This window comes from Simiduia sp. (assembly GCF_058345725.1).
In genome coordinates, this window is record NZ_JBTUOC010000037.1 from 19,632 (window position 1) to 39,642 (window position 20,011).

General features: G+C 56.8%; 15 protein-coding genes. 8 read left to right on the forward strand and 7 right to left on the reverse strand.

Annotation, left to right across the window (positions count from 1 at the left end; all coding sequences use genetic code 11):
- Nucleotides 1-121: 121 nt before the first annotated feature.
- Nucleotides 122-1,522 carry an HDOD domain-containing protein gene (locus ACW8F6_RS09355; RefSeq protein ID WP_491575597.1) on the forward strand — a complete coding sequence of 467 codons (1,401 nt, stop codon included), beginning with the start codon at nucleotides 122-124 and terminating at the stop codon, nucleotides 1,520-1,522.
- 1 nt (nucleotide 1,523) lies between these two features.
- Here ACW8F6_RS09355 and ACW8F6_RS09360 read toward each other — a convergent pair whose 3' ends face one another.
- Nucleotides 1,524-2,522 (reverse strand): LacI family DNA-binding transcriptional regulator, encoded by a 999-nt coding sequence (locus tag ACW8F6_RS09360; RefSeq protein WP_491575598.1) that lies wholly within the window; start codon nucleotides 2,520-2,522, stop codon nucleotides 1,524-1,526.
- A 207-nt stretch (nucleotides 2,523-2,729) separates the two neighbouring features.
- Between ACW8F6_RS09360 and ACW8F6_RS09365 the strand changes: the two genes are divergently transcribed.
- The 3 genes from ACW8F6_RS09365 to ACW8F6_RS09375 all read left to right on the forward strand — a co-directional run bounded on the left by ACW8F6_RS09365 (nucleotide 2,730) and on the right by ACW8F6_RS09375 (nucleotide 7,942).
- Nucleotides 2,730-5,009, forward strand: a complete 2,280-nt coding sequence (locus ACW8F6_RS09365; RefSeq protein ID WP_491575599.1) for a TonB-dependent receptor — start codon at nucleotides 2,730-2,732, stop codon at nucleotides 5,007-5,009.
- A 171-nt stretch (nucleotides 5,010-5,180) separates the two neighbouring features.
- Complete coding sequence (locus tag ACW8F6_RS09370; RefSeq protein ID WP_491575600.1) at nucleotides 5,181-6,416, forward strand: MFS transporter; 1,236 nt, start codon at nucleotides 5,181-5,183, stop codon at nucleotides 6,414-6,416.
- Nucleotides 6,413-7,942 carry a trehalase family glycosidase gene (locus ACW8F6_RS09375; protein ID WP_491575601.1) on the forward strand — a complete coding sequence of 510 codons (1,530 nt, stop codon included), beginning with the start codon at nucleotides 6,413-6,415 and terminating at the stop codon, nucleotides 7,940-7,942. Before ACW8F6_RS09370 ends, ACW8F6_RS09375 begins: the two co-directional genes overlap by 4 nt.
- A 49-nt stretch (nucleotides 7,943-7,991) precedes the next feature.
- On the opposite strand, the gene ACW8F6_RS09380 is transcribed toward ACW8F6_RS09375, so the two are convergent.
- Nucleotides 7,992-8,687, reverse strand: coding sequence for a general secretion pathway protein GspB (locus ACW8F6_RS09380; protein WP_491575602.1), 696 nt, complete (start codon nucleotides 8,685-8,687; stop codon nucleotides 7,992-7,994).
- A gap of 2 nt (nucleotides 8,688-8,689) precedes the next feature.
- Entirely contained in the window at nucleotides 8,690-10,285 is a 1,596-nt protein-coding gene (locus ACW8F6_RS09385) for an ExeA family protein (RefSeq protein ID WP_491575603.1), read from the reverse strand.
- Between the two features lie 134 nt (nucleotides 10,286-10,419).
- Between ACW8F6_RS09385 and ACW8F6_RS09390 the strand changes: the two genes are divergently transcribed.
- A complete protein-coding gene (locus ACW8F6_RS09390; RefSeq protein WP_491575604.1) occupies nucleotides 10,420-11,484 on the forward strand; it encodes a hypothetical protein in 1,065 nt (354 codons plus the stop codon).
- Nucleotides 11,485-11,599: 115 nt separating this feature from the next.
- Here the strand turns inward: ACW8F6_RS09390 and ACW8F6_RS09395 are convergent, their stop codons facing one another.
- Together ACW8F6_RS09395 and pyk are read right to left on the reverse strand one after the other, a co-directional pair.
- Nucleotides 11,600-12,172, reverse strand: a complete 573-nt coding sequence (locus tag ACW8F6_RS09395; RefSeq protein ID WP_491575605.1) for a glutathione S-transferase family protein — start codon at nucleotides 12,170-12,172, stop codon at nucleotides 11,600-11,602.
- A 36-nt stretch (nucleotides 12,173-12,208) separates the two neighbouring features.
- Nucleotides 12,209-13,633: a pyruvate kinase gene (pyk, locus tag ACW8F6_RS09400; protein WP_491575606.1), complete on the reverse strand. Its 1,425-nt coding sequence runs from the start codon at nucleotides 13,631-13,633 to the stop codon at nucleotides 12,209-12,211.
- Nucleotides 13,634-13,749: 116 nt separating this feature from the next.
- Between pyk and ACW8F6_RS09405 the strand changes: the two genes are divergently transcribed.
- From ACW8F6_RS09405 to ACW8F6_RS09415, 3 genes are read left to right on the forward strand one after another with little or no spacing between them, the layout of a single operon-like run.
- Complete coding sequence (locus ACW8F6_RS09405) at nucleotides 13,750-14,424, forward strand: tRNA/rRNA methyltransferase (RefSeq protein WP_491575607.1); 675 nt, start codon at nucleotides 13,750-13,752, stop codon at nucleotides 14,422-14,424.
- A 40-nt stretch (nucleotides 14,425-14,464) separates the two neighbouring features.
- Entirely contained in the window at nucleotides 14,465-16,012 is a 1,548-nt protein-coding gene (locus ACW8F6_RS09410; RefSeq protein WP_491575608.1) for an AbgT family transporter, read from the forward strand.
- A gap of 13 nt (nucleotides 16,013-16,025) precedes the next feature.
- Nucleotides 16,026-16,499 (forward strand): LEA/WHy family protein, encoded by a 474-nt coding sequence (locus ACW8F6_RS09415; protein ID WP_491575609.1) that lies wholly within the window; start codon nucleotides 16,026-16,028, stop codon nucleotides 16,497-16,499.
- A gap of 81 nt (nucleotides 16,500-16,580) precedes the next feature.
- Here the strand turns inward: ACW8F6_RS09415 and putP are convergent, their stop codons facing one another.
- Nucleotides 16,581-18,071: a sodium/proline symporter PutP gene (putP, locus tag ACW8F6_RS09420; protein WP_491575610.1), complete on the reverse strand. Its 1,491-nt coding sequence runs from the start codon at nucleotides 18,069-18,071 to the stop codon at nucleotides 16,581-16,583.
- 215 nt (nucleotides 18,072-18,286) lie between these two features.
- The gene (locus ACW8F6_RS09425; RefSeq protein WP_491575611.1) at nucleotides 18,287-19,942 is read right to left on the reverse strand and encodes an acetolactate synthase large subunit; all 1,656 of its coding nucleotides are present in this window, start codon (nucleotides 19,940-19,942) and stop codon (nucleotides 18,287-18,289) included.
- Between the last annotated feature and the right edge of the window lie 69 nt (nucleotides 19,943-20,011).

Genomic DNA, 20,011 nt, shown 5'->3' on the forward strand with positions numbered 1-20,011 from the left:
CTTTTCATTGAGAGTTGAAATTATAGCGGCTCAATCCCACTTCGCCGGCGCAACTTGAGTGCTAGGCTTAGTGGATTGAGGTGCCACATAGGCTTGGCACACGACACCGCGGGAGAGTCGTATGGCAGTAAAGGGCGTTGATGCCTGGGTTAATAAGCTAAATGCAGTGGATCTACCGGTGCTGGGGTCAGTGGTAAAAACCCTTAATCAACTTACCAGCAGCGACGATACGCGGGTTAATCAGTTGAGTGAGGTGGTGCTGAAAGATTCCAATCTCACTTCGCAACTGCTGCGCGCCGCCAACAGCATTCACTTTAACCCCGGCGGCGGCAACATCAACACTATTACCCGGGCCATTATTCAAGTGGGTTTTGAAGGGGTTAAAAATATCTGCATTACCTTGTTGTTGGTGGATCAGTTGCTAGGCGCCAATCCCCGCACCCGGCTGCTGCAGGTCATGGCCAAGGCGTTTCACGCGGCCCTGCAGGCCAAAGCACTATTGCCGAATGCCACCGCCGACGATCGCGAAGAGGTGTTTATTGCCGCACTGCTCTACCACGTTGGCGAACTGGCCATTTGGTCCAAAGGCGAGGCCCAGGCCGACGAACTGGATCGACTGATCAGTGAAGGGGTTGAGGAATCCGAGGCCTGTGCCCAGGTGTTGGCTCTGCAGTTCAAACAGCTCACGCGCGAGCTGGTGAAATGTTGGCACCTGAGCGAGTTGTTGGAGCAAACGCTCAGTCAGACTCGCACGCCCTCGCCCCTGGCGTCGGCGGTGAAACTGGGCGATGAATTAAGTGCGGCCACCCGCTACGGTTGGGATACCTCGGACACCGCAAACGTTTTGAAAAAAATTGCCCAGTATCGCAACGTCAGCTACGAGGTGGCTAAAGAAGATGCGCAAAAGGTGGCTGGCCAAGCGGCCGAAGTGGTGGCGGTATTTGGCGCCGAGAGCCTCGCGAGTCTTATTCCCAGCGCCGACCGAACGCCGGATCTGGGGGTGCCAGTGGAACCAGACGCCGGCGTGCAATTGAAGGTGCTGCGCGACTTATCCAGTGCTGTGCAGCAGGGCACAGATGTAAATACGCTGTTTCAAATTGTGATGGAGGGGCTCTATAAAGGTGTGGGCTTGCCGCGCGTAGGGGTTGTATTGCTGGTGCGCGATCAATTGCTCATGCGTTACGCACTGGGAGCGCAGGCCGCTTTGTGGCGCGACAAACTCTCGGTGAAAAGTAGCGACGTAAATTTTTTTTCCGAGGCTTTGTGTTACAAGGCACCGCAATATTTTGACGCTGAGCGCTTGGCGAAATGCGCGCATTTATTCACACCGCATTTGCAGTCGCTGATGGGTTGCCACCCGTGTGTGATAGCGCCCATCGAAATATCTGGGCGCACCACGGCGCTGTTTTACGCCGATAAAATGGGCCTGCCCATTACCGACGATCAACAGGCCGCCTTCGGTCACTTTGCGCTCCAGGCACAGCAATCGCTGACGGCAATGGCGCTTAAAATGCGCCGCTAGTTCAGCTGCTGCGCCTGATCACTAGTGCTGGCGCCAGTGAGGTATCGGACACCGATCCGCCTTCAATTTTTTGCACCAGTGCTCGCACCATGTGGTGGGCACCCTGGCGAATATCCTGCTCGACGGTGGTCAGCGCCGGGCTCATAAACTGCGACAGCGGAATATTGTCGAAGCCGGTCACGGCGACATCGGTCGGAATATTTTTGCCTTTGGATTGCAGCTCGTTAATGGCGCCCATGGCGATGAGATCACTGGAACACACCAACCCATCAAATTTGCATTCGCTGAGCAGGCGCGCGGTCTGCTCCTGCCCCGACTGCATACAAAAGGCCGCCTGCACATCGGCGTGGGCCTGGCTTAGGCCGGCCTCTGAGAGCGCGCGCAAAAAGCCCTGGTAGCGGGCCTGAATTTCCAGGTGGCGGGTATCGCCCAAAAACACCAGTTGCCGCTTGCCCGAATCCAGCAAGTGCCGGGTGGCCTGATAGCCGCCCTGGACATTGTCGGTGCCGACAGTGGTGTAAGGATTTGCGGCCTCCGCCTGGCCCCAAACCACAAACGGTGCCAGCTGCTCGGCGAGTTGCGCCAGAGCCTCGGGGGCGCTGCCCTGGCCGATGATCAACAAGCCGTCGGCTTTGCGGCCGGCCACATAGGCCAGCGCGCGCTGGGCGGAAAACGCCCGTTGCGTGGAAAACAGCAGGTCGTAGCCGAGCAGTGCCGTCTCGTCGGCCAAACACCCCACCAGCCCCAACAGAAAGGGGTCCGACAATACCTGGCCGCTGCCGGGGCTAAGGTTAATCACCACCGCCAGGGTTTGGCTACGCCCGGTTTTAAAGCTGCGCGCCCGGCTGTCTAAGTGGAAATTGTGGGCCTGGGCAATGGCGTGCACCCGGGCACGGGTGCTGTCGCTGATGAGCGGGCTATCTTTCAGCGCACGGGAGACGGTGGACTCGGCCACACCGGCTAATCTGGCAATATCGGCAAGCGTTTTAGCACGTTTCATGGATGCGACGGGTAATCCCTAACTCTCTGATTTTGTTGCAGGAATGCGTGCATCCTGACAAAAAAATGGGCCTGGGTGAAGTTTTATTATCGCACGGCTGGGCGGGCCAGGCTTGCATTCATGCAATTGATTGCATAACATCGGAAATCCCAATGCAATCGTTTGCATTGGCATAGCTATAATAAACCTAGCCAAGGGGATACCCACATGAGCAATGCAAGAACGCCATTGGCGGCCGCTATCGCCGCACTGCTGGTGAGCCAAGCGCCCGGCGCACTGGCCCAACAAAACGACATGAGCCTGCTGGAAGAGGTGGTGGTCACCGGTACCGCGGGCGGTACTGAAATGCGCAAGCTGGATGCGAGTTTCGCGATCACCAACGTCAACGACGAAGATATCAAACGCTTTTCGCCAAAAAGTACGGCCGACCTGCTGAAAACCGTACCCGGGGTCTGGTCTGAGAGTTCTGGCGGCGTATCGGGCGCCAACGTATTTGTGCGCGGTTTTCCCGCCAGCGGCGACGCGCCATTTTTGACCGTACAGTTGGAAGGCGCGCCTGTGTTTCCGCCCTCCACCGTTTCGTTTTTAGAAAACACCAGCCTGTTTCGCATCGATGAAACCATCGAGCGCATGGAGGGTTTGCGCGGTGGCCCGCAGTCGGTGCAGGACAATGGCCAGCCGGGATTAACGACGAACTTCCTGCTTAAGCGCGGCGCCGAAGAGACCGAAGGCGTGGTGAAATATTCCACCTCTTATTACAACCTGCAGCGTTTTGACGGTCGCCTCAGCGGCCAGTTAGCGGACGGTCTCTACTACATGGTGGGCGGCTATGTTACTTCGTCGCCAGGCATTCGCGACGCGGGCTTTAATGCGGAAGAGGGCAAGCAATTTACGGTGAATATCACCAAGGAGTTGGCGCAGGGCAGTGTCAGTTTCTATCACCGCAGCACCGATGATGCCGGCGTTTGGTATTTGCCCATTGCCCTGAATGTACCGGGTGCCGATGCCAGCTTCAATCAGGTGGGTACCCTGAATCGCCAGGGCAGCCTGCGCTATGGCCCAGATAATACCGAGAAAGCCGTGGACCTGGGCGAGGGCCGGGGTTGGGTCGGGGCCATTTCGGGCGTCAATTTTGACTTGCAGATTAACGATACCTGGTCGCTCACCAACGCATTGAATGTGACCGCCGGCGACGCCGATACTCTGGGGCTGGTGCCCAACGGCGGCGCGGTGAATGTGGGTGCGCTTTTGGACGATCCCAACACCGATCTCGGTGCGCTGGTGGTGGGCCCACTCACCGGTGCCGTCACGGGCAAGGCTGTTGACCGCTCGGCCTATGTGCAGCAATTGGGCCTGTGGGAAGTGCGCAAAGACATTGAATCCTTCACCAATAACCTGGCTTTCACCGGGCAGTTTGAGTCCTCGGAACTCACTCTGGGCTACTATGTGGCCACCACCTCGGTGGACGAGTGGTGGTCTTTGGGCAATCAAAAGTATTACCTGGTGGAGCAGGGCGGCGAGCGCGTGGACGGCATCGCCTGTAACGACGCCAGCGTCGACAGCTGTGGCTGGAATTACGACATTGCCGCCACCGGCGACGCCCGCTCCAATGCACTCTACGGCGCCTACACCTACCACCTTACCGATGCCATTAGTCTGGATCTGGGCGTGCGTCAGGAAAATCATCAGGTGCAATACACTGTGGACGAGGGATTGGACGGTGTGATCACCAAAACCGCCGATTACGACGAAAACAAAACGTCCTACACACTCGGTGCCAACTACGACCTCACCGAAGAGCAAGGTGTGTTTGCGCGCTACAGCCTGGGCTACAAGTTTCCCTACTTCGACGATATTCGCGATAACTACGGCGCCTATACGGCGGGCGAAGACCTCATTAAAGAGGTGACGCAATTCGAGTTGGGCTACAAGGCCGTATTCGACACTGTGTCTGCTTATGTCACGCTGTTTGGCAACGAAGTGAAAGGCGATACGTTTGTGATCCAACCCGGTGCGCCGGCGCAGGTGTACACCAATCAGGCCTACGGCATTGAGCTGGATGGTCGTTGGTTACACGACAGCGGCTTTGCGCTGGGCGTCAACGGCACCTTTCAGGAAACGGAAATTTCCGAAAGCCCCACCGACAACGGCAACGAAGCGCCGCGCCAGCCAGGTTTCCAGCTGCGCATGACGCCCAGTTACGAAATGAGCTTGGGCGATAACACGCTACTGACACTTTACGGTGCGGTTTCCCTGGTGGGCGAGCGGTACGCAGACCAGGGCAATACCGTTACTCTGGACGGCTATGAAAAACTGGATTTAGGTGTGATCCTCGATGCCGGTGAAAACCTGTCGCTGCAGGTGGCGATGGATAATGTCACCGACGAGCAAGCGCTGACCGAAGGCGATCCACGCAATCCCAGCGCGCCCAACGGCCGTTACATTATGCCGCGCAACGTCAAAGTGAGTGTGGGTTACCATTTCTAGTTCGGTGTAATTGTGTGGCGGCTTGTGGCCGCCACACCTTAAACGCTGCCAAGCCCGTAGCGCTTGGGTGCCCGTCCTCGCTGCGCAAAGATGCCCTAGAGGACGCGGTTAGTGGCGCCCCTTTTTATTGTGCGGTGTGAGCACCGCAAAGCTTTCTTCAGGTCCTGTGCTATGACACGCCTTTGGCTTTTCTTTACCTACATAATTTTTGCTGTGTTGCTAAACAGCGTTGGCACAGTGATATTGCAAGTGCAGAACAGTTTTTCTGTGCTGCCTTCCGAGGCAGCGGTGCTGGAGGCCTATAAAGATCTCAGCATTGCCTTAGCTTCATTCTTAGTGGCTTCATTTCTCGTGCGCATTGGCTACCGCCGCGCGGTGATGTTGGCCATGGCTACCATGGCTGCGACCTGTCTGGCGGTGCCGCAATTACCGCATTTCTGGATGGTTAAACTGCTGTTTCTCATGACGGGCATCAGTTTCGCGCTGGTAAAAATCGCCGTCTTCGCCAGCCTCGGTCTATTGGCGCGCGATCAGAAATCCCACGTTAGCACCATGAATTTCCTCGAAGCTTTTTTCATGTTGGGCGTGATGGGTGGCTATTTTGTGTTTAGCGCCTTTGTCTCCACCGACGCACCCGGTGATTTGCAGTGGTTGAATGTTTACTACGTGTTGGCGGGCGTGTGTGCGCTCGCGTGTTTGCTCACCCACTTCGTTGCGCTGGACGAGTCGGCGCTGCAGGTGCAAGCCGCTCCTTTGTGGCAGGAATTCTCGGGCATGCTCGCACTCTGTCGCCGCCCATTGGTCGTGGTATTTGTCCTCAGCGTGTTTTTATATGTGCTGGTGGAGCAGGCCATTATGTCGTGGCTGCCAAGCTTTAACAGCCAGGTGCTGAATTTGACGCCGGCGCTGGGCATTCAGATGGCGAGCATTTTGGCCGCCTCGACGGCCGTGGGGCGCCTGCTGGCAGGCGTGGTGTTTTCGCGCTGGCATTGGTACTGGGTATTAAATGGTGCGCTGCTGGCCGCCGGTGCGTTGATTTTGCTGGCGCTGCCGTTGGCGTCGAACGCCAGTGGCTTACCCGTGCAATCCTGGGCCGACGCGCCGCTTGCGGCTTACGTCTTTCCGCTGATTGGCCTGTGTTTAGCGTCCGTGTACCCGGCCATAAATTCTGTGGTGTTATCGGCGCTGCCGGTGCGCCAGCACGCGCCCATGTCGGGTTTGATTGTGGTGTTTTCGGCGCTGGGCGGTACCTTGGGTTCGCTTATCACGGGTCGATTGTTTGAGTGGGTGGGTGGGGCCCAGGCCTTTTATGGTGCATTGTTACCGCTCGTGGGTATATTGGCTGCACTGTATTTTTTGCGCAGTCATGTGGAGCGCGATGCTGCGGCAGTGGGTGCGACATCGTGAGTAATTTTGTGAATTTATACCCCACACCCGATCAATGTATGCCCGCGTTGTTTAAGGCCGTGCAAGGCCGCCCGCTATTTGACGATTCGAAATTATTTGTGGACGCCGTGCCCCTGCGTGCAGCCGCCGATATCGAGGCGCAGTTTATTGCCGAAGGCAGCGCACCCGGTTTCGATCTATTGGCTTTTGTGCAGAAAAATTTTGCCCTGCCCACCGAGCGACCGATGGCCAACAGCGCGCCTGCCTTGCGACCATCGGCAGCGGAATACGTGCAGTCCCTTTGGCAAACTCTAAGGCGGCCACCCGATCTGCGCCGGGCCGGCGATAGCCTGATTGCTTTGCCGCACAGTTATATTGTGCCGGGTGGGCGATTTCGCGAAATTTATTATTGGGATTCCTACTTCACACTGCTGGGCTTGGCGGCCAGCGGCCAGTGGCAAAGTGTGCGCGATATGGTGGCCAACTTTGCGCACCTGATCGACACCCTGGGCCATATTCCCAACGGCAACCGCAGCTACTATTTAAGTCGTTCTCAACCGCCTTTGTTCGCCCATATGGTGCAATTGCTGGCGGAGGCGTTTCCCGAACAGGGCTGGTTGCAAAAATACCTGCCCGCCATGGCCCGCGAGTACGCTTTCTGGATGCAAGGCGAGGCCGAGTTAGCGCGCGGCGCCGGCGCGCACCGGCGCCTGGTGAGCCATCCCAAGGCGCTGCTCAATCGCTATTGGGACGATGCAGATCAGCCGCGCCAGGAAAGTTACGTCGAAGATGTGGAACTGGCGGCGCGCCATTCGGGTGATGCCCGGGCGCTATATCGCAATCTGCGCGCGGCCTGTGAAACCGGTTGGGATTTCAGTTCGCGTTGGTTTGCGCAACCGGATCAATTGCAAACGGTGCGCACCACCGCAGTGGTGCCAATCGATCTCAATTGCATTATGGTTGGGATGGAGCAAATTCTTGCCGCAGCTTACACCCAGGCGGGCGACCTCGAGCGGGCCGCCCACTTGCAAAGGCGCGCCGAGCGGCGGGCCGAGGTTATCCGAGCGGATTTTTTCTGCCCGCGACGCCGACAGTTTGTGGATTGTTTGCTGCCAGATTTTAGCCACAGCGATAAATCGTCCCTTGCCACAAGCTGGCCGCTGTTTGCCAAGATCGCCACGCCCGATCAAGCCAGTGCGGTATGTCAGGCATTGTCAGAGGCGTTTTTGCGCCCCGGTGGTTGGGTCACCACGGGCCTGCACACCGGCCAGCAGTGGGATGCACCCAATGGCTGGGCGCCCTTACAGTGGGTTACTTTTCAGGGATTGCGCAACTACGGTTTTGAAGCCGCAGCGCGAGCCGGTGGGCAGCGCTGGCTGGCCACTAATCTGGTCTGCTACGAAGCCACCGGTTCGTTTTTTGAAAAGTACGATGTCGAACAGCCGGGGCGTATAGCCAGCGGCGGGGAATATCCGGTGCAACAGGGATTTGGCTGGACCAATGCGGTATTTCTGGTGCTGCAAAACGCCTTGGCGGAGCGGGTGTAACTCCTGGCGGTTGGCAGTTGCCCGCACTAGAGCGCAAACTGCGGGCGGCTCATTCCGGCCAATCGGTGAGCGCGTCCAGCAGAAATGCCTGGCCCTCAAAATTCAGCACCACGCCTTCCTCGCGCACCTCTTGAACAAAGAGTCCAGGCCCTATCACATCGCCTTTGTAGCGGCTGCGGTCGTTAATTATGGCGAACCCTTTGCCCTCTTCGTTGGAAAAGATGTGCGCCGAATAGTACATCTTCGGCAGGCGCGCACGGGTACTGGCGTCTAGGGCGCGAATCGATGGCAGGGTGGCTGGTTGCGTCATAACCGTGCGTACAGCCTGTGCCAGGCCCGGTGCTACGGCCGTTTGCGCCGGCTCCGCTTCGGCGGGAGCGCGATACAGCGAGCTGACGGCACTGGCGTCTTCCGCCGTTGGGCCAGGCGCAGCAGACTTGTTCATTGGGGCTGGAGCTTCAGGTGTTGCGGGGGCATTGTCAGCAGGCTGTGCAGGGACTTGGGCTGGGGAAATTGCGAGTGCAGTGGCGCTCGCTTGTGGCGCCTGTGGTTGTGCCTGAAACCAGACATAGGCCGCCGCGCAGGACACCAACAGCAAGCCGGTGGCCAAGGCCCAGACCAGTCCCGAGGTTTTACCGCCACTCGAGGCCGGCGGCGGCTGGTGCAGCGCCTGCAAGTTGGGCACCTGCGCCTGCTCGCGCCGCTCCTGTTCCGATTTGTTCAATGCATCCAGTATGTAAGACATGGTTATTGTGCCGCTGTGGCGTCTGGTTCGCGCAGGAACTGGGCCAGGTTTGTGCTAAGGGTGTTGTCGATGGCCAGAGCCTCACTCAGCTTCAGCAGGGTTTGCAATCCCACAATGCCATCGGACTCCAGGCCCTGCGACTGCTGAAACAATTTGACCCGCTGGGTGAGCGCACGCGTGAACTGGGTGTTGGTGAGCGGTTTGGGCTGCTTGTCCAGTTCCGCAAAGCGCTGGGCAACCCAGGCCACGGCGGCGCTGTCATCGCCCTGTGCCAAGGGCTTCTGGTAGTCCTCTGGGCCGGACCAGGCAAAAATTAAATCGCCCGTCCACACTTTACTGAGCTCCGACAACGCCATGCTGAGCGTGCCCTCGCGCCCGAGCAGACGCGCCTCGCCACCACCCAAGCCCAGTGCCGCTACAAAGTAGGTGGCGCCGTCGAGGCCCTGCATACGCAAAACCGAGGGGCGATTGTAGTGCAGCAGGCCGTTCCAGTTACTGACGGTGGTTTCTGTGCAGTTCATGCCGGTGCCGCGGGTATCCGCGCAGGGTGCCGGGCCGCTGAGCTGGGGCAACTGTAAATGGCTGAAGAGCGCGCTCAGCGCCAGTGCCTGTGTCGAAAAGCCCTGTTGTTGCAAGCGCTTGAGCGGCGAGATAGGCGCGACGACGGGTGCCGGTGCGGTTACCTCGATCGGTGGCGGCGGCGGGGCGGGCCACAACCATAAGGCCAGTGCGGGCAGTGCACAGGCCGCCGCCAGCCAGGGCCACCAACGGCCGGGGCCAGGCTCGTCGCCCAGTACTTCGGCGGTGGCCTTGGCGAGAGTTTGTCGGTCTACCTGGGTTTTGTTTTCCGCGTAGGTACCTAATAGCACTCGATCGCACAGGATATTAATGAGCCGGGGGATGCCGCCGCTGCGCCGGTGAATGCGCCGAATAATGGCGGCCGGGAACAATGTTTGGTTGGCGGGCAGGCCGGCGATTTGCAGTCGGTGGCGAATATAGGCGCTGGTCTCCGCTTCGCTGAGCGGTTCTATGTGAAAGCGCGCGGTGATGCGCTGGGCCAGTTGCCGCAGCTCGGGTTTGGCCAGCAGTGCCTTGAGCTCGGGCTGGCCGATGAAAATAATCTGCAGCAGTTTTTTGGTGTTGGTTTCCAGGTTAGTCAGCAGCCGGATCAGCTCCAGAACTTTGGTGTCCAAGTTCTGCGCTTCGTCGATCAGCAGTACGGTATTGCGGCCGCGGGCGTGATTTTCCAGCAGAAATTTATACAGTGCCCCCGACAATCCGCGCAGGCTGCGCTGATCTTCGGCTACCGCGATACCCAATTCATCGCTGATACTTTCCAGTAATTCCTTGGCATTTTGCAGTGGGTTGAGCACGAAGGCGACATCGGTGTTTTCGGGTAGCTGCTCTAACAGGCAGCGGCAGATAGTGGTTTTGCCTGTGCCCACCTCCCCGGTTAGCAGTACGAAGCCACCGCCTACGCCCACGCCATACAGCAGATGCCCCAGCGCCTCGCGGTGCTTGTCGCTCATGAATAGGTAGCGCGGGTTGGGGGAAATGGAAAAGGGGGTGTCCTTTAATCCAAAGTAGGTGGCGTACATGGCTGTGGATCTGCTGGGCTGAACGGCAGACGATAGACCTTTGCCGAGCTGGGATCAACTGGTGCGCTTTGGCGGTGTGCGGCTGTCTGGTATGTTTAGACCCCAAGAAAATTCAACACAGAGGAAGCATGCAAATGGGATGGCTTGAAATACTAGGGGTTGCCTTTCTGGTCGTCCTGGCCGTTGTGGCATTTTATGCCTTCAGATTTTACCGATGGCTCAAGCACAGTGCGGGCGATATTAACGAGCTGTTGGCCGTCCAAACCGTGTTGCCACCCATTAACTTCACTTTGCACGAAGCGCCCGACGCCCTGTGGCGTTGCACCGAGCGGCTGCAGGCAGACCGCCGCTGGCTACAGCAGTCGGGGTTTGTCCACGCGGGTGACTTCGATGCGGTGTTGGGACAGGTGGAGGCTCTTATCGCACTCTGGTCCCATCCGGAGTTGGGTATCGCCTGTGCCATTTACGAGTGCAGTGTATATTTAGAAGATCAAGATGATTATCACGTGGGCTACATGGCAGAGTTGTTCGTGCGCTTTGTTGGCGGCTCAAGCCTTACCTTTTCCAACAACGAACAGGCGAATACGCTGCCGCGTCCCGCGCACCATGCGCTGCAGGTCATCGACAGCGACGATCTTGCGGTGGCCTTAGCAAAGCTGAAGGCGACATTGGCCGAGCAGCCGCCGGTCGAGCCCATTGGCGATTTGGTCAGCACCTTTACCCATTTTGTGAGCGACTATAACAGCTGGCTGTGGGAGGAGCCCCAACTGCGCTCACCGGAAGTGTCCAGCCTGATTGCCCAGTTGGGGATTACCCTGGACGATGCCATGGTAGAGCGATTGCTGGCATATGGGCGAGAGGAAAAGTCCGAGCTATTGAGTGCGCGAGTTTTGCAACGCCTTGCGGCTAAAGCCGACATGACCGCAGAAAAATGGGAGCGACTGCGCGAGCGAATGGTGGTTGTACACGCGCAGATGTCGGCCGATGAACTCATCGACAAATTTTATCTATTGCTGGGCGAGGTGTGCGAAAAAGATGAGGCGCGCATTGATGCCATTGCGGAGCTTGAGCACATTGCCTGCCCGGTCACCTTATTCAGTAGTCGACTGTCGCAATTGAAATCGGCCAATCGCATAAAGCTCGTGGCAAAAATGGAAAGACCCGTGCTGTCGTACGTGTACGTTCCAAAGGCCGCTTAGCAATACAGGCTAGTGCGCTCACTCGTCGACGATTTTGCTACGCGAATCATCCAAGTTAACGCCGACAGCTTGTGCAGGGGGTGCCTGCACAAGGGTCAGCCTGCTGTGTCGATATTCAGTGGCGAGGATCGGTGCTGGCGACAAATGGATTTTGTTGGTGCTGCAGGTAAAAGCGATTGAGTTCAGCGTAGTCATCGAGTTCGTGCAGCGCACGAAATTTCACCCAGTCGATCAAGCAATAGAGTCCTATGGTGGCGTAATTCCACTGATTGAATTTACCGTCGCCCACCTGCGCATCCAATTCGCTAAAGAGTCCGGCCAAGCGCTCGCGCTGTAATTTGAAAAACATAACATCGCTGTGGGTGTCGAGGTTGGAGCGCTCGCACAGTAGTAATTGAATTAACGAATCGCTGGCGGCGTTGATTAAGGTTAATTGATTCTCTTCATCCCAGTTGAGGGCTGGGGTAGAAAATTTTTCACTTAAATAGCGAAAGATAGTGCTGGAGTCAAAAATTACGCGGCCGTCATCTTCGAGCATGGGTATTTTAAGCGTGGGATTTTTGGCTTTGAGTAATTTTCGACCTTCGCCGCTAAAGATATCCATATTAACGTATTCGTAGTCGCGCTCAGCCAGCCAGACGCGTAGCCGGCGCACATAGGGGGAGGTGTTGGAACCGAACAGTTTCATGGGGGACTCCCTAACAAATCAGAGTGGTTGACTGGTTTAAAGCGGCTGCCCGAGGGTGCGCACCTGAATAGCTTCAATGCCCTGGCCTGCATCGGCATCGTAGTGACCTAAGGTATCAGAAATCACCACCACCTGGTCAGTGCTATCCATGCCCGCAGCCATCAATTGCTCAAAGGCTTTGCGCAGAGTTTTTTCCGGGTCTTTGGAAAACAGCAATTTGTGGGCAAACACGTTGCGATTTAAGGCCATTTGTCGGCGTGTGCGACCATCGTTGGTAAAGGCGTGAATGGGCGAGTGCTGCGGGTGGCAGTTAGTTACATAGTTGGCCATGCGCCCGCGCCGGGTAATGACCACAATGGCGGCGGCTTTGAGCGATTCGGCCAGGTGCACGGCACTGGCGGCCAGATTTTGTTTGTGATCGCGAGTCTCTAGGTCGGCAGTAAAATTCAGACCCCGATGTTTTTCGATGGTGAGCGCAATGTTGTTCATGGCCTCTACGCACTTGACCGGGTATTTTCCCACTGTGGTTTCGCCCGACAACATGATGGCGTCGGCCTCTTCGTAAACGGCGTTGGCGACGTCGGTCACTTCGGCGCGAGTGGGCATGGGGTTGTCGATCATGCTCTCCAGTAAGTGGGTGGCCACGATGACCCGCTTGCCCTGTTGCGCACAGGCGCGCACGATACGCCGTTGAATATTAGGCAGTTCCCAGAAATCCACTTCGCAGCCCAGGTCTCCACGGGCGACCATAATGCCGTCTGCCGCGTTGATGATGGCGTCGATATTTTCTACGCCCTCCTGGTTTTCTATCTTAGCGATGATTTTAATTTTTTCGGCTTTTTCGCCCAGCAATTCTTTGAGTTGCGCTATATCACTGGCCTCGCGTACAAACGACAGGGCGATATAGTCCACGTCTAATTCCATGCCAAATAAAATGTCCTGCCGATCTTTTTCGGTGATGGCGGGCAGGTTGACGCGAATGCCTGGCAAGTTGACGTGGCGCTTGCTTTTTAACACGCCGCCGTCGATGACTTTGCAGCGCATGACGCGCTCGTGCTTCTCCAAAATTTCTAAATTGATTAGGCCATTGTCCACGGTGAGTCGATCGCCTACATCCATGTCGTCGATGAGATCGGCGTAATTCACCATCAGCGAATGTTCTTCCACGTCCTGGGTGCCGCGCGCTACCACCGAAATGATGTCGCCGGTTTGTAAATTCAGGTCGTTGTCGCGCTCGCCCGTGCGAATTTCCGGGCCCTGAGTGTCGAGTAGCAGAGCCACTGGGTGCGTCAGCTGACGGTTCAGACGTTGCACCGCCTTGATCACCTTGGTGTGACTGGCGTGATCGCCGTGAGACATGTTCAACCGCACCACGTTCATGCCCGCGTGCGCCAGTTTTTCCAACATGGCGTAGCTGTCGGTGGCGGGGCCAATGGTGCAGATGATTTTGGTTTTTCGCATTGCAGAACTCCAGCGCACAAGTAATGAGCCAAAGCCTAGCAGAGGGGCAGGGCCGGCAACATACCCCTCGGGGGACTATTGGCCTTAGAATAGCGGCCATTGAGTGAGTGAATACTATGGAAATCCTTTTTATTCTGGTGGCACCGGCTGTACCGGAGAATGTGGGCGCCAGCTGTCGGGCGCTGAAAACCATGGGATTGCAGCAGCTGCGGCTGGTCAACACCCTGGCCCATACCCACAAGCAGGCGCGCATACTGGCGCACGGTTCGCAGGAAGTATTAGAGACGGCAGCGGTTTATGCCACCCTGACCGAAGCCCTGAGCGACGTCGATCTGGCCATTGGTACCTCGGCCAAGGCGCGGCACCATTTTCGCAGTTTGACGCCCGCCCATGCACTGGCGCCTCTGCTGTTGTCCAAGGTGGGCAGTGTGGGGCGCGTGGCACTGGTGTTTGGCTGCGAGGCCTCGGGCCTGTCAAACGAGGATTTGGCTCTGTGTGATCTGGTGTCGAATATTGAATTGCCTGCGCCTTACCCGTCGCTAAATCTGGCCCAGGCCGTTATGCTCTACGCCTACGAATTGCGGGGTTTGCAGGCCTGCACGCAGCCTGCCCCTGCGCCCGATGCGCAACAATACCGCGCCTTGCGCCTCAAGGTGACGCAATTGTTGCAACAGCATCACTATGCAACTGACAGCAAGTTGGCGCGCTGGGCGCTCGAGCTATTGCCCAGGGCCGATAACAAGTCGCTCGGCTTTCTCCATAGCCTGTGCGATAAATTGCTGAAAAAATAACCGATTGATACGATCAAACAAAATAATAAAGGAGTCTGCCGTGCAGGATTCGACCGCAGGTGCAACAGATACCAAACTTCAGCGGGTGCTCGACTGGATCGAGCGCACGGGCAATACATTGCCCGATCCCGCGATGATTTTTTTCTTCTCACTGCTCATTGTATGGGGGCTCAGCTGGCTGTTATCCAGTATGAGTTTCAGCGAAATAGACCCGCGCACGGGCGCCGCGATTGTGGTGAATAATCAGCTCACGGGCGATTCACTGGCGACATTTTTAGCCAACATGGTTAAAACCTTTACCGGCTTTGCGCCACTGGGTGTGGTGTTGGTGGCCATGCTCGGTGTGGGGGTAGCGGAGCACTCGGGCTTTATTAATACCGGGATTAAGCGGGTACTGGATCGCACGCCGCAATTTCTGTTGACGCCCATTGTGATATTGGTAGCCATTGTCAGCCACACGGCCACGGACGCCGGCTATGTGTTAGTGATTCCGCTGGCAGGTGTTATCTACTATGCCATGGGACGCCATCCGCTGGCGGGGATTACCGCCGCTTTTGCCGGTGTCTCCGGTGGTTTTTCCGCCAATTTTGTGCCCTCGGCCATAGACCCTTTGCTGCAGAGTTTCACCCAAAGTGCGGCGCAAATTGTCGACCCCGCGATTCAGATTAATCCGCTTAACAATTACTTTTTTACCAGTGCTTCCAGCCTGCTGGTGGTGCTGATTGGCTGGTACTTGAATGACAAGATCATCGAGCCGCGGTTGCAAAAAGTAAAAGTGGATGGTGATCCGGAAGATATTCCCAAGTTTGCCGAAGTTACCGACAAGGAAAGATCGGCCCTGCGCTGGGCACTGTTTGCTATGGCCGTGGGCATTGGGCTGTTGATTGCCTCTGTGTGGTCCGAGTCGTCGGCGCTGAGAGACCCCAATGGCGATCTCGCTTCCTTTTCTGCGCCGCTAATGCACTCCATTGTGCCGTTGATTTTCCTGCTGTTTGTGATTCCCGGAGTGGTTTACGGATACCTGGCGGGCACCTTTCAAAACTCCCGCGATGTAATCAATGCCATGAGCAAGGCCATGGATGGCATGAGCTATTACATCGTTATGGCGTTTTTCTGCGCGCTGTTTATCAGTGCATTCAACACCTCGAACATCGGTGCGCTGCTGGCCGTGAAGGGCGCCGACACCCTGCGCGAGTTGGCGTTGCCGGCATCGGTTACGGTGGTGGGTATGATTCTGCTGACGGCCTTTGTGAATTTGTTTGTGGGTTCGGCCTCCGCCAAGTGGGCGTTAATCGGACCGATTTTGGTGCCCATGTTAATGCAGCTGGGACTGTCGCCCGATCTCACCCAGGCGGCCTATCGCATCGGCGATTCCAGCTCGAACATTATTACGCCGCTGATGCCCTACTTCCCGCTGGTGGTGGTCTATGCCCAGCGCTATGTGAAGGGCACGGGTATTGGCACTTTGATTTCACTTATGCTGCCCTACGCACTGACGCTGTTGGTGTGCTGGACGGCCTTTTTACTGATTTACTGGTCCATTGGTTTGCCCTTGGGCATTCAGTCCAGTTACACCTACGGCGGATAGCCGGGAGTCTGCGATGATCAAGCTCAGCCACTGTCTTTTACTGTGTGTGTTTTTATGTGCCTGCGCCGGCTTTCAGCCCGGCTTGGAACCGCCAGAGATAAAATTGGTGAGCTTGACGCCGCTTGCCGCCGACGGGTTTCAGCAGCGCTTTGCCGTTGGCCTGACAGTGACCAATCCCAACGCCAGGGACTTGGTATTGCAGGGCATGAGTTATCGCATCGGCATCGCCGGCCACGACATCTTTTCGGGCGTGGCCAATCAACTACCGGTTCTAACGTCCTATGCGGAAACGCCGGTTACCGTTGAGGTGTCGGCCAGCTTGATGAATGTACTGGCATTGATTGGCGACCTGTCGCGGCAGACGCCGGATAAATTGACCTATCAACTCAGCGCCAAATTAGACGTGGGCAGTTTTTTCCCCGCTATTCGCATCGACGAGTCGGGCCCCTTGCCCTTTACCCGATTGCAGGGCTTGGCACCGCGTTGACATTCTGGGCAATGGCGCGTTTATCACCGCAACAAAAATGGGCCACATGGGCCCATTTTTTTGCGCTAGCGCTAGCTATAATCAGGCGCGCACAGTGGCCTGTGCCTGCTCGAAGGTGGCTTGTAGCTCGCGGCTTGGCGGCGCCGTGAGCAAACTGACACTCACCAGAGCCAGCGTCGCCAAAATAAAGCCGGGTACAATTTCATACATCAGACTGCTCAGGCTGTTGCCGCCAATGGTAATAGGAGCGTAGAGCCATACCAACACAGTTACCGCGCCCGTGACCATGCCGGCGATGGCACCTTCGCGGGTCATGCGCTTCCAGAACAGGCTGAAGATAATCAGCGGGCCAAAGGCAGCGCCAAAACCAGCCCAGGCGTTGCTGACCAAGGTCAAGATGGTGCTGGAACGGTCGTAGGCCAGGCTTATGGCGACGGCTGCCACAACGACCACGGAAATACGGCCCACTAGCAGCAGCTCGGCTTGCGAGGCGTCCTTGCGCAGAAAAGCCTTGTAGAAATCCTCGGTGAGCGAGCTGGACGACACCAGCAGTTGCGATGAAATGGTGCTCATGATGGCCGCCAAAATGGCCGCCAGCAAAAAGCCGCTGATCAACGGGTGAAACAAGAGTTTCGCGAAGAAGATAAAAATCGTTTCGGCATCGGTGAAGTTGGCCTGGGTTTTCGCCACGAAGCCGACACCCACGAAACCAATGGCCAGCGCGCCTACAATGGTGACAATCATCCAGCTCATACCGATACGGCGCGCAGCTTTAATATCGCCCAGCGAGCGAATCGCCATAAAGCGCACAATGATGTGCGGTTGGCCAAAGTAGCCCAGGCCCCAGGCTAGGCTGGATATTATCCCCAGTGCCGAGATGCCGGTGAAAAAGCCAAACAGATTGGGATCGACCGACGCCACGTGCTGATTGAGATCGGCCAGCCCATCAAATTGGCTGAAGGCGATGACGGGCACCAGAATCAGTGCCACAAACATGATGCACCCCTGTACAAAGTCGGTCATGGACACCGCTAAAAAACCGCCGAACAGGGTGTAGGCCACCACCACGCCGGCGGTGATGTACAGGCCCGCGTAGTAGCTTAAGCCAAAGGAGGTTTCAAACAGTTTGCCCCCGGCCACCACGCCGGACGAGGTGTAGAGCGTAAAGAAAATGATGATCACCAGTGAGGATATAATGCGCAGTGTGCGCGAGTGATCGGCAAAGCGTTTTTCGAAGTAGTCGGGAATGGTGATCGCATCCTCTGCAATCTCTGTGTAGGCGCGCAGGCGCGGCGCCACAATCAAATAGTTGAGCCAGGCGCCGGTGACCAGGCCAATGGCAATCCAACTGCTGGAAATTCCCGATACATACATGGCGCCGGGCAGGCCCATCAAAATCCAGCCGCTCATATCCGAAGCGCCGGCCGACAGTGCCGTCACCGCCGGTCCCAATTGGCGGCCGCCCAGCATGTAGCCGGACACGTCTTTTGCTGTTTTGCGATAGGCGTAAATGCCGATTCCGATCATGACAACAAAATAGAGACCTAGGGAAATAAATTCACCTAATTGCATGTTTACTCCGTGAGTTAATCGCGCGAGAGTGCGTCAAATACGCGCCTTGGCCGTTATTGTCGCCGGGTTATCCTGGCTGTTATAGGCCGCAATCTGGCGTGAGTAGATGACGATGAGGCCACCATTTAAACAAAAATGGCGGCCAATAGCACATTTGAAGCAAATTTGGGTGCGTGCAACCCGCCGCAGTGATGCAGGCGGGAGGTTGTTGAGGGTTAGATTGAGCAGGTGAGCTCGCCCAGGCGCTTGGTGAGCAAATTGTTTTCGCGGTAGTCGATGGGAATCACTAACAAGCTGGGGCCCGACTCGGCAAAGCACTGTTGCAGAGTGCTTTGCACATCCTGCGCGTTTTCCACCACATGTCCGTGCCAGTCAAAGGCCTCGGCGAGTTTTATCCAGTGAGGATTGCCAAAATCCAAATCTGTGTGGTGGCCAAACTCGTTGTCCTGTTTCCAGGCGATGAGCCCGTAGGCGTTGTCGGCCCAGACCATGACGGTAATGTTTACGTTTAGCCGCCGGGCCGTTTCCATTTCCTGCACGTTCATCATGAAACCGGCATCGCCGCAGATGGCGAGTATATTGCGGTCCGGGTGTACCAGGGACGCGGCAATGGCGCCGGGCAGCGCAAAACCCATGGAGCAAAAGCCATTGGGAATCAGGCAGGTGTTGGGCTCGTGGCACTGGAAATGGCGTGCAATCCACATTTTGTGGGCCCCCACATCCGACAGCAGAATATCGTGGGCGCCCATGACTTCGCGCACGTCCCACAGCACTTTTTGGGGCCGGATGACACCTTCAGTGGTGTCGTTTTTGTGCTTGGACAGCTCCTCGCTCATGTCGCGACGCACCGCCTGCTGCTGGCTTAAATCAAAGTTTAACGCTTTGGGCTCGGCGGCTACTCGCTCGTTGAGCATCCATAACGCGTGCGCCAGATCGCCCACGGCCTCCAGTTCTGGATGGTAGTTTTCGTCAATTTCTGCGGGCAGAAAATCGATGTGGATCACCTCTTTGGAGTGATCGTTATTCCACAGCTTGGGGTGGTATTCCACCATGTCGTAGCCCAGGCAAATGACTAAATCGGCAGCGTCGATAGCGCAGGCGGGAATGTCTTTGGCGCCCAGGCCAATAGTGTAGAGGCAGTAGGGCGCATCCATATCCACACAGCCCTTGGCCATAAAGGTAGACAAGACGCCAATGCCCGTGGCTTCGCAAAACAGCCGCAGCTGCTTCGAAGCGCGGCGGCGAATACAGCCGTTGCCGGCAATAATGATTGGCCTCCTGGCCGCTTTTATTCGTTCAAAAATGCGGTTGATGGCTTTGTCGTCGGGCACTGGACGCCTAAATTTGTGTACTGCTAAGGGCCGTTTGTCGGTGGTTAGCTTGGCGATATCTTCCGGCAATTCCACATGCACGGCACCGGGCTTTTCGGTGCGCGCCACGCGCACCGCTTTGCGCATAATCTCCGGAATATTTTCCGGATGCCAAATGGTGGTGGCCCACTTGGTGACTGGTTTAAACATATGCACCACGTCCATCACCTGGTGCGATTCCTTGTGTAAGCGCGTCGATGCCCCTTGGCCGGTCAGCACGAGCATGGGCGCGCGATCCATGTTGGAGTCGGCAACGCCGGTGATGAGATTGGTGGCGCCGGGCCCCAGGGTACCCAGGCAGCCGGCGGGGTTGCCGGTCAGACGGCCGTAAATTTCCGCCATGAACGCCGCGCCCTGTTCGTGGCGGGTGAGGATAAAACGGATACTGTCCGATTGTTCCAGCGACATCATAAAGTCGGCATTTTCCTCGCCGGGCACACCAAAAATATAAGTGATGCCCTCTTCTTCCAGGCATTTCACCATCAAGTCGGACGCTTTCATAACAGAATTCTCGCTGGAATGAGTGAATGTGTCACAAGAATAGACCATCTGTCACAGCGGTTGATTTAC

What these genes read in the sequence shown, in the direction of transcription:
- ACW8F6_RS09380 (WP_491575602.1), bottom strand. Translation starts at nt 8,687, where the DNA reads ATGTCTTACATACTGGATGCATTGAACAAATCGGAACAGGAGCGGCGC.
- ACW8F6_RS09425 (WP_491575611.1), bottom strand. Translation starts at nt 19,942, where the DNA reads ATGAAAGCGTCCGACTTGATGGTGAAATGCCTGGAAGAAGAGGGCATC.
- ACW8F6_RS09360 (WP_491575598.1), bottom strand. Translation starts at nt 2,522, where the DNA reads ATGAAACGTGCTAAAACGCTTGCCGATATTGCCAGATTAGCCGGTGTG.
- ACW8F6_RS09415 (WP_491575609.1), top strand. Translation starts at nt 16,026, where the DNA reads ATGATCAAGCTCAGCCACTGTCTTTTACTGTGTGTGTTTTTATGTGCC.
- ACW8F6_RS09405 (WP_491575607.1), top strand. Translation starts at nt 13,750, where the DNA reads ATGGAAATCCTTTTTATTCTGGTGGCACCGGCTGTACCGGAGAATGTG.
- ACW8F6_RS09355 (WP_491575597.1), top strand. Translation starts at nt 122, where the DNA reads ATGGCAGTAAAGGGCGTTGATGCCTGGGTTAATAAGCTAAATGCAGTG.
- ACW8F6_RS09395 (WP_491575605.1), bottom strand. Translation starts at nt 12,172, where the DNA reads ATGAAACTGTTCGGTTCCAACACCTCCCCCTATGTGCGCCGGCTACGC.
- ACW8F6_RS09370 (WP_491575600.1), top strand. Translation starts at nt 5,181, where the DNA reads ATGACACGCCTTTGGCTTTTCTTTACCTACATAATTTTTGCTGTGTTG.
- ACW8F6_RS09365 (WP_491575599.1), top strand. Translation starts at nt 2,730, where the DNA reads ATGAGCAATGCAAGAACGCCATTGGCGGCCGCTATCGCCGCACTGCTG.
- ACW8F6_RS09385 (WP_491575603.1), bottom strand. Translation starts at nt 10,285, where the DNA reads ATGTACGCCACCTACTTTGGATTAAAGGACACCCCCTTTTCCATTTCC.
- putP (WP_491575610.1), bottom strand. Translation starts at nt 18,071, where the DNA reads ATGCAATTAGGTGAATTTATTTCCCTAGGTCTCTATTTTGTTGTCATG.
- pyk (WP_491575606.1), bottom strand. Translation starts at nt 13,633, where the DNA reads ATGCGAAAAACCAAAATCATCTGCACCATTGGCCCCGCCACCGACAGC.
- ACW8F6_RS09390 (WP_491575604.1), top strand. Translation starts at nt 10,420, where the DNA reads ATGGGATGGCTTGAAATACTAGGGGTTGCCTTTCTGGTCGTCCTGGCC.